Here is a 14234-nt window from a genome sequence, read left to right as displayed (position 1 = left end):
ACATCACAAAAATACAGCGAGCTATCGCTTATTCAAGGAAGTATGATTGCAATCTTTTACACTCGGCACGGCCCAAACCAAACTCCTGTTGCAACCAGCTTTCCCGATTGCCATAACGCGCATTAATGCTGTTCAATGCGGTCTGGAGAAACTCCTCTTTGGCTGATAGAACATAAGCAAACTGACTTAAAGCTTGGTCATTCAGTTTTTTCGCTAATTCGTTCAGCATCAGTTGGCGAAAAGGCGACAAAGTGGTATCAGTCAATAAATAATCTTCCAGAACCGTATCTTCATCTGCTCCTAGAGCAAACAATACTAATGCCGAACCGATACCCGTCCGATCTTTACCCACCGCGCAGTGCTGCACAATGCTGCCACCGTTAGAATTTTGCAGTAAATCTACCAACTGCCTGTAAGCCGAATTATTAAAAGGTAAGCGGCGATACAGCTCTAACATAAATGCGCGGGCATCAAACCCAGACAGTGTCTCATTGGTCAGTTTTTCCAAATTGGCATTCACTTCGGTACTGAGTGGGTTCGCTGGAAAATGATGATATTGGACTCCTTGCCACAGAATATCTGGCTTATTACGCACTTCATCTACATCCCGATAATCAAGAATGTGGCTCACTGCGCAACTGCTGAGAAACTGGCAGTCTCTCTCACTCAAACGATCCAGAGAACCAGAGCGAAACAGTAATCCCTGTTTGATTTTCCGGCCATCAGCCGCGAGATTGCCACCGATATCACGAAAGTTAATACCGCCGTCGAGTGGGAGCAGAGAAGGATGCTGTGCAAAGGCAGTTGTCATACTATCCTCTTATTTTATCGTCCATTATAAGAGATATGACCTTACCAGATTATAGACGGAAGGAAAGAATGAACGGGCTACATGAAGCAGCCCGTCACAGGAATTACAGCAGGCGACGAGCCGCTTCTACCACAATTTTTACTGCATGACTTTCCGTTTTCTGCATGGTTTCTGCATTAGGAATTTCTTGCTGCGTACGGTTGACAATGACACCGGCAACCATACCGGCACGTAAGCCCTGACTGGCGCACATGGTCAGCAAGGTGGCTGACTCCATCTCATAGTTCATGACTCCCATAGATTGCCACTCTTCCATCGAACCACGGAAACGACTCACTACGCGACCGGAGAAAGTATCGTAGCGTTCCTGCCCAGGATAGAAAGTATCTGACGAGGCAGTAACCCCGATATGGGTGGTTGCACCAACGGATTTAGCGGCCTCAACCAGCGCAGTCGTACAGGCAAAATCGGCTACCGCAGGGAATTCAAGCGGAGCAAAGTGCAGGCTCGCACCATCTAAACGTACTGCACCGGTAGTCACTAATACGTCACCCACGTTAATGTGCGGCTGGATCGCCCCCGTAGTGCCGATACGCAGGAAAGTACGCACCCCCAGTTGAGCGAGTTCCTCAACGGCAATAGACGTTGAGGGTCCACCAATACCGGTTGAACAAACGATCACTGGCTTGCCATCCAATTCGGCACGCCAAGTAGTAAATTCACGATGAGAAGCCAAATGTACCGGGTTATCCATGAGTCGAGCGATTTTCTCAACGCGCTGCGGATCGCCAGGAACGATGGCCAAAGTGGCCCCTTTCAGATCGTCCTTAGTCAGGCCAAGGTGGAAAACATCGGATTTAGACATATGAGACTCCTCTTTCATGAGAAATGTGGTTGGGAGGAACAAAGAACTACTTTACTTAAAATCGCCAAATAATTTCGTGACGACTATCACCTTGATAAAAGAAATAGAAACAACAAATACATTAATATCGTGACCTTAATCACAAAATAATCCAATAAACGTTATTTTCTATCCCTAAATGAGCCAAAAAAAAGTGCCATGGCATCAGAGTAAAAGAAACAACGGCAATATCAGGCCGCCAAGCTACCCTCTCTCTCATTCGTCACAAAATCGACGGCTTACTGCACCTGCGCCTGTCCATTAATGTGCAATATTACCTATAGTTAAGGCCAGCCATCTCATTCGCTAACTTCAGGGAGAGCATAATGAAAACCGATCAAGACATGACACTCAGGCAAACTGCCAGCCAGTTCACCCCAGCCGTCGATTTTTTGGCCTCCTCAGTGATTCATACTGACTCACAAGACATTCATGCAAGTGATACAACTATTCCCTCACAAGGAGAGCTGTTGCCAGCCTACATCGCCAAACCCGCACAACATCATGGCCCTTACCCGGTGGTGATTGTAGTGCATGAAATCTTTGGTGTGCATGAACACATCAGAGATATTTGTCGTCGCTTGGCCAAAGAAGGATATTTGGCTATCGCTCCTGATCTCTATTTTCGTCAAGGTAATGCCAGTGAATACCATGATATCAGCGAACTCATTGGCCAATTGGTCGGCAAAGTTTCAGATAGACAAGTGTTGGTGGATTTGGATCATACGGTTAACTGGGCTTCGCGCCACGATGGAGACATCAGCAAATTAGCTATCACCGGTTTTTGCTGGGGAGGCCGTATCGCATGGCTTTACGCGGCACATAATCCGCAGTTGAAAGCCGCAGTAGCATGGTATGGAAAGCTGGCCGGAGATAAAAGCCTGAACTGTCCTAAGCATCCAGTTGATATTGCAGTGAATCTTTCTGCGCCGGTGCTTGGTTTGTACGGTGGTCAGGATAGCGGAATATCTCAGGAGCAAGTGGAAACGATGCGCCACGCATTGCGCGCCGCCAATGCCGAGGCTGAACTGATTGTGTATCCCGAAGCAGGACATGCGTTTAATGCGGATTATCGTCCGAACTATCATCAGGAAGCCGCTTTGGATGCCTGGCAGCGTATGATTGGCTGGTTTAATCGCTATGATATCAGCCCTCGTAAAGCACCGTAAAATACGCCTTCCACCGTCAGGTCATCAGCGTGAAAAAGGGCGCTTACGCGCCCTGAGGTTTAATGACAAAGTGCTCGCCGCGTTGAACGCCGTGAATACCTCCTTGTAGGCTCGTTCCGCGCCATCCCTAGCACGGACGCTTGACTCTTCTGCCGGTCTGCCCCACCTGAGGTCGCAGGATCGAGGTTTGTCAGCAGTCTGAGGGCGTTTCCGTGCTCCTAAGATCACGATAACGAATTAAATCTGTTCTTCACGCAGACGTTGAGCGGCCAGCACCATGTTAGCAAGTGACTGACGGGTTTCTGGCCAGCCACGGGTTTTCAGACCGCAATCCGGGTTAACCCACAGGCGTTCCGCCGGGATTCGCTGTGCCGCTTTGCGCAGCAAGGCTTCAATCCATTCGACACTTGGCACATTCGGCGAGTGAATATCGTAAACGCCGGGCCCAATTTCATTCGGGTAATCAAAATCTTTAAATGACTCAAGTAGTTCCATATCTGAACGGGAAGTTTCTATAGTAATAACATCAGCATCCAACGCAGCAATAGAATCCATGATGTCGTTAAACTCGCAATAACACATGTGAGTATGAATCTGGGTATCATCTTGCGCCACAGCAGCATTCAGCTTAAATGCATCTACCGCCCAATTCAGATATTCCTGCCATTCAGTACGACGTAACGGTAAACCTTCACGCAGCGCCGGTTCATCAATTTGAATGATTCCAATCCCAGCTTTTTCCAAATCTTCCACTTCATCACGCAGTGCCAAGGCAATTTGTTTTGCAATGGTTTCTCGGCTGACGTCTTCCCGTGGGAATGACCAACACAAGATGGTTACCGGCCCGGTCAACATGCCCTTGACCGGCTTGTCCGTCAGCGACTGGGCATATTTAGCCCACTCGACGGTAATGGCTTCCGGGCGGCTAATGTCGCCGATAATCACTGGCGGTTTTACACAGCGGGAACCGTAGCTTTGCACCCAACCGTTTTGGGTAAATACGAAACCGTCCAGATGCTCGCCAAAATACTCCACCATATCATTGCGTTCGGCTTCACCGTGAACCAGAACATCCAGCCCTAGTCGCTCCTGCTCGGCAATCGCCTGTTTGATATGTTCGCTGATGCCGGTGCGGTAATTTTTACCGTCCAGACGACCCTGTTTGAAATCCAGACGCAAACCGCGAATCTCTGTTGTTTGCGGGAATGAACCGATCGTCGTGGTCGGCCAGGCCGGTAGATTAAAGCGCTGACGTTGCGCTTCGGCACGCTGTTGGTAGCGGTGCTGGCGCTCGCTATCTTTTGGCGTGATCGCAGCCAAACGTTGTTCTACCTGAGGGTTATGAACTCGGCTAGATGACCGTCGAGCGCGGATCGGCGCGCTGTAGGCAGCCAGTTCTGCCAGTTTCACGGCATCTGGTGCATTCAGCGCTTTTGTCAGCAATGACAGTTCCGCACATTTTTGCAGAGCAAAGGCAAACCAGCTTTTGACTTCATGATCCAGCCGGGTTTCTTCGCTGAGATCAATCGGGCTATGCAACAGTGAACAAGAGGTTCCAATCCACAGCGGGCGGCTTGCTACCAGCGGTTGTAGACGTTCAAACCATGTACTCAAATCGGCACGCCATACGTTACGGCCATTAATTACACCCAATGAAAGCAGCCAGTTTTTTGGCAATGTCTGATTCAGTTCAGCAATATCATCTTTACCGGCAACCACATCCACGTGCAGACCCTGTACCGGTAAAGTGCGAATAATATCCAGATTGTGGCCAATGCTATCAAAATAGGTAGTCAGTAGCAGCTTAGACTGCCCTTGTAGTGCCTGATAAGCGGGTTGATAAGCATCTAGCCACGCTTGAGGCAGTTCCAACACCAACGCTGGTTCATCAATTTGTACCCATTCAATGCCACGTTTTGCCAGCTCAGCCAGCACTTGCTGATAAACCGGCAAGATGTCTTTTAGCAGTGACAGGCGATCAAATTGCTCACCTTTGACTTTACCCAGCCACAGGTAAGTTATCGGGCCAAGCAGTACCGGTTTGATTTTGTGGCCTAATGCCAGCGCTTCGTCCACTTCGTCCAGGAGTTGTGTCCAGCTCAATTTGAACGCCTGTCCCTGCTGGAACTCTGGCACCATATAGTGATAGTTGGTATTAAACCATTTGGTCATTTCAGCGGCGGCGGCCGGCTTACCGGTTGGTGCGCGGCCACGGCCGATACGGAATAAGGTATCCAGATCGATGCTGCCATCGTCGTTTTGATGACGAGCAGGTACGTTGCCCAGCAACAAACTTGTGGTCAATACATGGTCATACCAGGCAAAGTCACCGACCGGGACTAAATCGACGCCCGCCTGCTGCTGCTGTTGCCAATGACGAGCGCGCAATTCACGACCCACATTGAGCAATGCTTCCTGCGTGATGTTGCCTGCCCAGTAGCTTTCTTGTGCTTTTTTCAGTTCACGTTTCAGACCAACGCGCGGAAAACCCAGTGTGTGATTTAAAATTGTCATCGTTGTATTTCCCATTTAGCCATCCAGATGTTTACACATCCATAATCAGCAGGTACTGTATTAACCACAAGCGCAATTTTTTCACTGTCACTGTGAAGGACTCTCATGATCGAACTGAAACATTTACGCACCCTGCAAGCCTTGCGTAATACTGGATCGCTGGCGGCGGCAGCAACGCAACTCCACCAAACCCAATCGGCTTTATCACATCAATTCAGCGATCTGGAGCAACGTCTGGGGTTCCGTTTGTTTGTGCGTAAAAGCCAGCCGCTGCGTTTCACCACTCAGGGAGAGATTCTTTTGCAGTTAGCTGAACAAGTATTACCGCAAATCAAACAAGCGCTGCAAACCTGTAGTGAACCGCACCAAACGGCATTGCGAATTGCGATTGAATGTCATAGCTGTATTCAGTGGCTTACGCCTGCTCTGGACAATTTCCACCAGCATTGGCCACAGGTCACCATGGATTTCAAATCCGGCGTGACTTTTGACCCACAACCCGCACTCCAACAAGGCGAGCTAGATTTAGTATTGACCTCCGATATTTTGCCGCGTAGCGGTCTGCATTACTCGCCGATGTTTGATTTTGAAGTGCGCTTGGTGCTGGCTCCAGACCATCCATTGGCCGGAAAGGCACGGATAGAACCCGAAGATTTAGCCGATGAAACGCTCATGATTTATCCGGTTCAGCGTCAGCGGCTGGATATTTGGCGTCATTTCCTACAGCCTGCTGGCGTCAGTCCTTCACTGAAAAGTGTGGATAACACCTTGTTATTGATTCAGATGGTATCGGCGCGGATGGGAATAGCGGCTTTGCCGCACTGGGTGGTGGAAAGCTTCGAACGTCAGGGTTTAGTGGTAACAACAGCCTTGGGAGAAGGGTTATGGAGCCGACTGTACGCCGCAGTCCGCAATGGGGAGCAGCGCCAGCCGGTAACGGAAGCCTTTATTCGTTCGGCTCGTCAGCACGCTTGCGATCACCTACCCTTTGTAAAGAATGCGGAGCGACCCAACGCCGGTGTACCCATAACGAGGCCATTATCACCGTCCCGCCAATGATAAAACTCAGCCAGTGAGGTTTTTCCTGCCAGATTGCCAAGTTAACCAGTAAGCCGGCTGGAACGTGAATATTATTCATAATACCGAGGGTGCCAGCATCAACCTGCGTGGCACCATAGTTCCACATAAAATAACCCAGCGCAGATGCGCCGACCCCGAGCCAAATCAATACGCCCCATTGCAATTCTGTGGTTGGGAGCTTATTGGGATTACCGAAAGCAAACCAAGCCACCGCTGCCACCAGCAAAGCCCCAAGGTAAAACCAGGAAAAAGCTGTGTGCTGCGGGATCGGATGCACTTCCATCAAGCGTTTATAACCGACCTGTCCAATGGCAAAACAGATATTCGCTGCCTGTACTAACGCCAATCCCAACCAGAAATGTTCGCTTAGCTGGTCATAGCGAATGATAGCGGCGCCCACCACGGCAAGTAATGCACTGAGAGCGTAGCCCCAGCGTAAACGCTGACGGCGGAGCAAATCATAAATCAAGGTGACATACAGAGGCGTCATCACGGTAAACAATAAGAATTCCGGGACACTGAGATATAAATATGCGCGGAAGATAAACAGGTACATGATACCCAACTGGATCGCGCCGACAATCATATACAGTGCAATAACCCGTCTCTGAATGTTCTTCCAGCGGAGAAATGGCAGGAATACTACGGCAGCCAGACCGATCCGCATGAGCACAGAGAACCAGCTATCTACCTGGCCTGCTAGATACTCGCCGATCAGGCTGAAAGAAAATGCCCACAAGATGGTAGTAATAACCAGTAACAACACGATAGGTTAAGCTCATTGAAGTAATAAAAAACAATTGTATCGGAAGCGGATGCTGAATTTATCGTCAACATGGTTTACATCTGAGTGATTTTAGTTCGAACGGGCGATTTTCATGGGTTATCGCAGTAGCAAGCGGGAAATTAAGATGAAAAAAATTCATTATCTGTTGGGTTATTTGCTGCTGCCCGTCGCGACGCTGGCACAAAATAGCCTCATATCTACACCTTTGGAACAACAGCAACGGGTGATTAATCAGCAAAGCGAGATGCGCCAGCAACAACGGCTGCTCATTAATCAGCAGCAGGAGCAACGGCGCTTACAACAATATACTCAGGAGCAACAACCGCTATTACAGGTGAAACCGGTCATACCGATCGCGCCAGCCATCGATCTATTTCATCGCGCCTCACCCGCCGTACCCAAAATGGTACCGATTAAACCCGTAACCTTATCGTAATATTCGAAGACAGTTAGCGTCAAAATAATGACTGAGCTAACCGGCAACAAACCGTCATCAGGTAGCTCAGCCGTTGGCAAAATCCACACCAATCAAATCTATACGGTCGGTACAAATACAATCCACACCCCAATTTAACAATTCTCTGGCTTGCGCTGGATGGTTTACCGTGTAGACCAGAATACGTAGCCCAGCAGCTTTCAGTCGCGCCACTCGTTCAGCAGTCAGTTCTTTATAATTAATATGCAAAGAAACACAGCCCAGAAACTGAGTCAGTTCCAACCAGCGCTCATCCCATTCATCCAGCAATAGCCCACGGGGTAATTCCGGTGCTGCATCCTGTGCCGCCGCCAGTGCCGTGACCGAGAAAGAAGAAAGCAACGGCGGTATTTTGCATCCCTGCCACAGCAAACGAGCCGCCAGCGCAATAGCGCGTCCCGTATGCATTTCTACGCCCGTCGTCGGTTTAATCTCGATATTGGCCGCCATACCGTATTCTGCGCAACGTGCCGCTACCGCCGACAATAACGGCAAGCGCTCGCCCTGAAATGCCGAGCTATACCAATCGCCAGCGTCTAGCTGCACCAGTTTGTCCCACGGTAATTCCCCCGCAATGCCCCAACCGTTACTGGTGCGTTCCAGTGTGTCGTCATGCAACAGAAAAATCTGTCCATCCTGCGACAATTTCGCATCAAACTCGACCATCTTATGGCCGTGGCGAGCGCCAACGTCAATCGCTGCCAAGGTATTTTCCGGAGCCAAGGAGCCACCACCACGGTGGGCAACAATCGTAGGATAAGGCCAATCTATATTCATCATTCCATTCGTAGTCCGCTTTGAGTATCAAAAAAGTGCAGTGCCTGAGCCGGCAGTTTCAAATATAACGTGCTACCCACTGCGGGCATATGCTCATGGGATAACCGAGCAATAACGCCCTGCCCATTCCATTGACCATGAGCCAGATTATCTGCACCCAGTAGCTCTAGTGTCAGCAGGTTTAAGGGGATCCCGCCTTGGGCCAAAGTAGTCAGTTCAATATGCTCTGGTCGAATACCCAAGGTCAACAATCGCCCTGCCCAGGCAGGTCTTGGCTGTTCAAGCAAGATTGGCGCACTCTCTCCAGACAAAAATTGTTTGCCATCCTGACTGATACTACCCGACAGTAAATTCATCGCCGGTGAGCCAATAAAACTGGCTACGAACAATGTGGCAGGGCGCTTATACACTTCACTTGGCGTACCGATTTGTTCTGCCACACCTTTATTCATCACAATTACCCGCTCTGCCAATGTCATGGCTTCAACCTGATCGTGAGTGACGTACAAACTGGTGGTTTTTAGGCGACGATGCAACTGTTGCAATTCAAGGCGCATCTGCACCCGCAGCTTGGCATCCAGATTTGATAATGGCTCATCAAACAGGAATACCGCAGGTTCACGCACAATAGCGCGTCCCATCGCTACACGCTGGCGTTGGCCTCCGGACAGTTCTCGCGGTTTACGTTTGAGCAGCGGCTGTAACTCTAAAATACGCGCAGCTTCATCCACACGCTGACGAATCTGTTCTTTGCCAAATCCCCGTATTTTCAAGCTATAGGCCATATTGTCGTAAACACTCATATGGGGATACAGCGCGTAATTCTGGAATACCATCGCAATACCGCGATCTTTGGGTTCCAGATCAGTCACCCGTTGGTTATCAATATAAATATCGCCGCTGGTGGTACATTCTAAACCCGCTACCATCCGGAGCAACGTTGATTTTCCACAGCCTGACGGGCCGACCATCACGATAAATTCACCATCGGCGACATCCAGATCGATAGTTTTAATCACCGGCGTAATGCCGTCATAGGATTTACTTACTGCCTGAAGCTTTAAACATGCCATATCAGATTACTTCTCACTGTCTACCAGACCGCGCACAAACCAGCGCTGCATCAGAAGAACCACCACAACCGGTGGAATTAATGTCAGGATCATTGCCGCCATCACCTGATTCCACTGGGTAGGAGCACCCGAGCTGGAAATCATGCTTCGGATACCCGCCACCGCAGTGCCCATTGAGGCATCACTGGTGATTAATATTGGCCACAAATATTGGTTCCAACCATAGATAAAGGTAATAACAAATAGCGCTGCCAAATTGGTTTTAGACAGTGGCAATACAATATCCCAAAAGAAGCGCATGGCACCGGCTCCGTCAATCCGCGCCGCTTCCAACAGTTCATCAGGCAAAGTCATAAAGAATTGCCTGAACAGGAAAGTCGCTGTAGCGGAGGCCATCAATGGTAATGTCAGCCCGGTGTAGCTATCCAGCATATTCAGGTTGGCAATAACCTGAACTGTCGGGAAAATACGCACTTCAACCGGCAACATCAGCGTAAGAAAAATCAGCCAGAAAAACAGGTTTCGCAGGGGAAAGCGGAAATAAACAATGGCGTAGGCAGAGAGTATCGATACCGTGATTTTCCCTACCGTAATCGCAAAAGCCATCACAAAACTATTGAATAGCATCAAACCAAAAGGCGCGCTGCTGCTCCCCACTCCGCCATACCAGATTTGGCTGATGTTATGCCATAGCTGCGTGCCGGGAATCAGAGTCATCGGCACCTGAAATACCTGCTTGTCGTCCAACGAAGCGGCGACAAAAGCGACATACAGCGGAAAAAGAATCAGCAATACGCCGATAATCAGCATCACATGGCAGAAAATATCCAGCCCTCGGCGATTCTCAATCATTGGTAACGTACCTTACGTTCGACAAAACGGAACTGAATGACGGTGAGGCCAATCACTAGCAGCATTAACACCACCGATTGGGCGGCAGAACTGGAAAGATCCAAACCAGCGAATCCTTCGCGATAGATTTTGTAAATCAGAGTGGTGGTGGACTGCATCGGGCCGCCGCCCGTTGCCGCGTCGATGACTGGAAATGTATCGAAAAAGGCATAAACCAGATTGACGACCAACAGGAAAAAGCTCACGGGTGAAATCAGCGGTACCGCAATATTAAAAAAGCGTCGTACCGGCCCTGCGCCATCAATAGCGGCCGCTTCAACCAATGAACGAGGAATTGACTGTAATGCAGCGAGGAAAAATAGAAAGTTATAGCTAATTTGCTTCCAAACCGATGCCAATACCACTAAGAACATCGCCTGGCCGCTATTTTGTGCGTGATTCCAGTTATAGCCCAATATTCCGAGGAAATGAGTAATCAATCCAAGACCAGGACTGAACAGGAAAATCCACAGCACTGCCGCCACTGCGGGCGCAACAGCATAAGGCAAAATCAGTAGGGTTTGATAAATACGGCTGCCACGCAGGACATAATCCACCATGGCTGCAAAAAACAACGAAACAATCAGGCCGATACCCGCAACCAAGCCACTGAAAATCAACGTGGTATAGAAAGAGGCTAGATAATATTCGTCTTGAAAAAGCTGGGTAAAGTTGCTCAGACCAACGAACTCACTGGAAAGACCAAAAGGATCAAGGGACTGCACCGAGTACCATAACGCTTCACCCGCAGGCCAAAGAAAGAAGACTGCGGTGATCAATAACTGTGGCAGAACCAGTAAATAGGGTAACCAGCTACAGGAAAAACCGGGGCGGGAAGCACTCATAAAGAATTTAGCTCATTGATATATTGAAGCATTAAATCGCGCTCCCTCATTGCTATCATCAATACAAGAGAGCGCGATCTTCCCCACATCAGCGGGGCACTGGATTATTTATTGGCTTGCTCGAAACGACGTAACAGCACATCACCTCGTTTAACAGCATTGTCCAATGCTTCCTGCGGCGTTTTCTTACCGGTCCACACGCCTTCCAATTCCTCATCAACTACAGTACGGATTTGCGGCATATTGCCCAAGCGCAGACCCTTGGTATAAGGCAATGGCGGTTTATTCAGCATCTGACGAGTAGCAACATCGGCACCCGGATTCTTATCGTAGAAGCCTTGCTGTTTAGTCAATTCGTAAGCCGCAGTGGTGATGGGCAGATACCCGGTTTTCTGATGCCATTCGGCGGCAATCTCTGGCTGAGTCAGGAACTGTAGGAACTCGGCCACACCCTTATAGGTATCGGGAGTCTTACCCTCCATTACCCACAAACTGGCTCCGCCGATGATGGCGTTCTGCGGCACGTTTTTAGCATCCGCATCATAAGGCATCATGCCCACGCCATAGTTGAATTTGGCATAGTGTCGAATGTCGGCCAGTGAACCAGAAGAAGCCGTAGTGATAGCACAATCGCCGTTATAGAACTTGGCAGTAGATTCGTCTTTACGACCAAAGTAAGAGAAATCCCCTTTTTTATTCATATCAGCCAGCAATTGGATATGCTTGACCTGTAAAGGTTTGTTGAATTCGAGTACCGCATCCATTCCATCAAAGCCATTATTTTTACTGGCTATCGGTTGGCCATGCCAGGCGCTGAAGTTTTCAATCTGAATCCATCCTTGCCAGCCGCTGGCGTAGCCACAAGTCATACCCGCAGTGCGTAACCTGGCAGTATCTTCTGCCAGTTCCTGCCAAGTTTTTGGCGGCTGTTCGGGATTCAGACCCGCTTTCCTGAAAGCGTCTTTGTTGTAATAAAGTACCGGTGTGGAGCTGTTAAATGGTTGAGATAATAAATGGCCAGTTTTAGCGTCGGTGTAATAGCCCGCAACCGTAGGCACGAAGATTGACTCATCAAAATTAATCCCAGCGTCCTTAAAAACTTCAAACACCGGCTTAATGGCTTTGCTGGCCATCATCGTGGCGGTGCCGACTTCATAAACCTGCAAAATAGCCGGTGCTTTACCAGAGCGGAATGCCGCAATACCCGCAGCCAGGTTCTGTTCGTAATTACCTTTATAGACCGGAACGATTTTATAATCTGGGTGAGTCTGATTAAAACGCTGGGCCAGAGAGTCGACTTCTTTGCCTAACTCTCCTTCCATTGAATGCCAAAAAGGAATTTCAGTGGTCGCGAGTGCATGAGCACTAAATACCAAAGTAAGCGCGGCACACAGCGTTGTGTTACGAAGCGTCTGATAGAACATGTCTGGTCCCTGAATCAATTGGTGTAGCTCACGCAGTTAATGAACAGATGGAATAAAAGATAACCGTGAGCGAAATAAATCAGTTTTTTGTTCGAAAACAAACATGACATTGATTGATTACAAAAAAATACTTTTTTTATGACACGGATGTGACAAAAAAAATATATTGCGCCAAAATATACTTTTGCGCCATTTCCGCGATATGACAAATAGACTATGAATCAATGAATAAATGGAGATTGTTATTATATTAATAAAAACATGGCCACTCAGAAATCAAATAAGCCCAACCCATGCGACAAACATCATAAATAACAATTCTGAATAAAAAAAACAAAAAAAAGAATAAGGCAAATAAATAAAAGATAATCTTGAGCATCGATTATTAACCATGTTAGTGTTTTCTACGCACAAAGATAACGTTATTTATTTTAAAAAAACTACAGCTTATCAAAATTGTGACCGACCGTTATAAATACGGAAATCTGTTAACTAAACATAAGGATATAAAAATGAAAAAATTAGCAATATCGACCTTGGCAATAGCCATCTTGGCAAGCTCTCCACTCCATGCCGCATTACATCAGGATGTAGATATAACGGCTGAAATAACAGAAAATATTTCAATCAGCGAAGCAAATGGTTCCAGATTGGGTGCTATAACGCTGGTTCACGATTTAAGATCCTTAGACCAAAATGACTATGCAGGAGAAAGGGAGGTACGGCTAAATTCTTCAAATTCATCCCATGATGAATTCGTGATTTATATCTCAGGTCTGCCAACACTGATGACGGATGATCGTCAAAAAGCATTTGAGAATATTAATCTTAGTATTAGTGGTAGAGATATCGGGATTGGTAACGATAATGCACAAACGTTTGCTGTGGAGGGGAATGGCAGATCCAATGTCGATTTCCGGGTAACAGCCCGGGCACCCGCAAATGCTGTCGCTGGAGAGATTTATACTGGTGTCATTCCTTTAATGCTGGAGTCCAGCACATCAGCGGTCATCCATCTACCTGATGCTGACCCATTAGAAGAAGTAGGTGACCAAGAAGACCAGATTTAACAACCCATAAAGAGTGAATTAGACGGGGTGAAAACTCCGTCTTTTAGTCATAAATAGAGTCGTAAAAATCGCCATCATGAATAATGGAATGGAATCCAATGGCAATTACAACTAATCACGTTTCAAAATGGAAAATTACATTCTATTCTTTAATGATAATAACCCCATTCTATTCCAATGGAGAAATCATCATTAACCACCTTGTCCCTGCTGGTTTTACTGCTGTAGAGGAAGATACATCAAGAAGAATATTGGTTGTATTAAATGGTGAATATCTTCCTTTTCCACTATTTTATTCACACAGTCTCAAGAGGTTGGATTTCGATAAAGAGTCACTTCTACACAATGGTATAGTAATAGAAAAAATAGTTTTATTAGAAAAATTACTCGAGAAATTACCTTATGATGAATGTA

At 47.7% G+C, this 14234-nt stretch carries 13 protein-coding genes; 4 read left to right on the top strand and 9 right to left on the bottom strand.

Annotated features, from left to right (window positions below; all coding sequences use genetic code 11):
- Nucleotides 1-28: 28 nt before the first annotated feature.
- On the bottom strand, nucleotides 29-811 hold the full coding sequence (locus DJ39_RS02835; RefSeq protein WP_004720505.1) for a tyrosine-protein phosphatase: 783 nt from the start codon (nucleotides 809-811) through the stop codon (nucleotides 29-31).
- A 103-nt stretch (nucleotides 812-914) separates the two neighbouring features.
- Nucleotides 915-1676, bottom strand: coding sequence for a uridine phosphorylase (gene udp, locus DJ39_RS02830; protein WP_038243219.1), 762 nt, complete (start codon nucleotides 1674-1676; stop codon nucleotides 915-917).
- Nucleotides 1677-2041: 365 nt separating this feature from the next.
- Between udp and DJ39_RS02825 the strand changes: the two genes are divergently transcribed.
- Nucleotides 2042-2884 (top strand): dienelactone hydrolase family protein, encoded by an 843-nt coding sequence (locus DJ39_RS02825; protein WP_004720510.1) that lies wholly within the window; start codon nucleotides 2042-2044, stop codon nucleotides 2882-2884.
- Between the two features lie 237 nt (nucleotides 2885-3121).
- Here DJ39_RS02825 and metE read toward each other — a convergent pair whose 3' ends face one another.
- On the bottom strand, nucleotides 3122-5398 hold the full coding sequence (gene metE, locus DJ39_RS02820; protein ID WP_096823694.1) for a 5-methyltetrahydropteroyltriglutamate--homocysteine S-methyltransferase: 2277 nt from the start codon (nucleotides 5396-5398) through the stop codon (nucleotides 3122-3124).
- A gap of 105 nt (nucleotides 5399-5503) precedes the next feature.
- On the opposite strand from metE, the gene metR reads away from it, so the two are divergent.
- Nucleotides 5504-6457: an HTH-type transcriptional regulator MetR gene (gene metR / locus DJ39_RS02815; protein ID WP_004720515.1), complete on the top strand. Its 954-nt coding sequence runs from the start codon at nucleotides 5504-5506 to the stop codon at nucleotides 6455-6457.
- Here the strand turns inward: metR and DJ39_RS02810 are convergent.
- On the bottom strand, nucleotides 6345-7244 hold the full coding sequence (locus DJ39_RS02810) for a carboxylate/amino acid/amine transporter (protein ID WP_038243213.1): 900 nt from the start codon (nucleotides 7242-7244) through the stop codon (nucleotides 6345-6347). The genes metR and DJ39_RS02810 overlap by 113 nt on opposite strands.
- Nucleotides 7245-7389: 145 nt before the next feature.
- Between DJ39_RS02810 and DJ39_RS02805 the strand changes: the two genes are divergently transcribed.
- Nucleotides 7390-7701, top strand: a complete 312-nt coding sequence (locus DJ39_RS02805; protein ID WP_038251632.1) for a hypothetical protein — start codon at nucleotides 7390-7392, stop codon at nucleotides 7699-7701.
- A gap of 66 nt (nucleotides 7702-7767) precedes the next feature.
- Here DJ39_RS02805 and ugpQ read toward each other — a convergent pair whose 3' ends face one another.
- From ugpQ to ugpB, 5 genes are all read right to left on the bottom strand, one after another.
- The gene (gene ugpQ / locus DJ39_RS02800) at nucleotides 7768-8517 is read right to left on the bottom strand and encodes a glycerophosphodiester phosphodiesterase (RefSeq protein ID WP_038243211.1); all 750 of its coding nucleotides are present in this window, start codon (nucleotides 8515-8517) and stop codon (nucleotides 7768-7770) included.
- On the bottom strand, nucleotides 8517-9590 hold the full coding sequence (locus DJ39_RS02795; RefSeq protein ID WP_004720518.1) for a sn-glycerol-3-phosphate import ATP-binding protein UgpC: 1074 nt from the start codon (nucleotides 9588-9590) through the stop codon (nucleotides 8517-8519). Before DJ39_RS02795 ends, ugpQ begins: the two co-directional genes overlap by 1 nt.
- 6 nt (nucleotides 9591-9596) lie before the next feature.
- A complete protein-coding gene (gene ugpE / locus DJ39_RS02790; protein ID WP_038243205.1) occupies nucleotides 9597-10442 on the bottom strand; it encodes a sn-glycerol-3-phosphate ABC transporter permease UgpE in 846 nt (281 codons plus the stop codon).
- Nucleotides 10439-11326, bottom strand: a complete 888-nt coding sequence (gene ugpA, locus DJ39_RS02785; RefSeq protein ID WP_004720522.1) for a sn-glycerol-3-phosphate ABC transporter permease UgpA — start codon at nucleotides 11324-11326, stop codon at nucleotides 10439-10441. Before ugpA ends, ugpE begins: the two co-directional genes overlap by 4 nt.
- A gap of 104 nt (nucleotides 11327-11430) precedes the next feature.
- Complete coding sequence (ugpB, locus tag DJ39_RS02780) at nucleotides 11431-12750, bottom strand: sn-glycerol-3-phosphate ABC transporter substrate-binding protein UgpB (protein WP_038251136.1); 1320 nt, start codon at nucleotides 12748-12750, stop codon at nucleotides 11431-11433.
- 512 nt (nucleotides 12751-13262) lie between these two features.
- Here ugpB and DJ39_RS02775 point away from each other — a divergent pair.
- Nucleotides 13263-13820 carry a CS1 type fimbrial major subunit gene (locus DJ39_RS02775; RefSeq protein WP_038251135.1) on the top strand — a complete coding sequence of 186 codons (558 nt, stop codon included), beginning with the start codon at nucleotides 13263-13265 and terminating at the stop codon, nucleotides 13818-13820.
- The last annotated feature ends 414 nt before the right edge of the window (nucleotides 13821-14234 follow it).

The sequence above is a fragment of the Yersinia ruckeri ATCC 29473 genome, from assembly GCF_000754815.1.
GTDB classification, from domain to species: domain Bacteria; phylum Pseudomonadota; class Gammaproteobacteria; order Enterobacterales; family Enterobacteriaceae; genus Yersinia; species Yersinia ruckeri.
Note: the sequence above shows the minus strand (reverse complement) of the source record. Positions and strands in the feature narration are given on the sequence as shown.

Bases quoted from the DNA above. Each gene is read 5' to 3' on its own strand.
- DJ39_RS02825 (WP_004720510.1), top strand. From the start codon at position 2,042: ATGAAAACCGATCAAGACATGACACTCAGGCAAACTGCCAGCCAGTTC.
- ugpE (WP_038243205.1), bottom strand. From the start codon at position 10,442: ATGATTGAGAATCGCCGAGGGCTGGATATTTTCTGCCATGTGATGCTG.
- DJ39_RS02835 (WP_004720505.1), bottom strand. From the start codon at position 811: ATGACAACTGCCTTTGCACAGCATCCTTCTCTGCTCCCACTCGACGGC.
- DJ39_RS02805 (WP_038251632.1), top strand. From the start codon at position 7,390: ATGAAAAAAATTCATTATCTGTTGGGTTATTTGCTGCTGCCCGTCGCG.
- DJ39_RS02775 (WP_038251135.1), top strand. From the start codon at position 13,263: ATGAAAAAATTAGCAATATCGACCTTGGCAATAGCCATCTTGGCAAGC.
- DJ39_RS02795 (WP_004720518.1), bottom strand. From the start codon at position 9,590: ATGGCATGTTTAAAGCTTCAGGCAGTAAGTAAATCCTATGACGGCATT.
- ugpQ (WP_038243211.1), bottom strand. From the start codon at position 8,517: ATGAATATAGATTGGCCTTATCCTACGATTGTTGCCCACCGTGGTGGT.
- udp (WP_038243219.1), bottom strand. From the start codon at position 1,676: ATGTCTAAATCCGATGTTTTCCACCTTGGCCTGACTAAGGACGATCTG.
- metR (WP_004720515.1), top strand. From the start codon at position 5,504: ATGATCGAACTGAAACATTTACGCACCCTGCAAGCCTTGCGTAATACT.
- ugpA (WP_004720522.1), bottom strand. From the start codon at position 11,326: ATGAGTGCTTCCCGCCCCGGTTTTTCCTGTAGCTGGTTACCCTATTTA.
- ugpB (WP_038251136.1), bottom strand. From the start codon at position 12,750: ATGTTCTATCAGACGCTTCGTAACACAACGCTGTGTGCCGCGCTTACT.
- metE (WP_096823694.1), bottom strand. From the start codon at position 5,398: ATGACAATTTTAAATCACACACTGGGTTTTCCGCGCGTTGGTCTGAAA.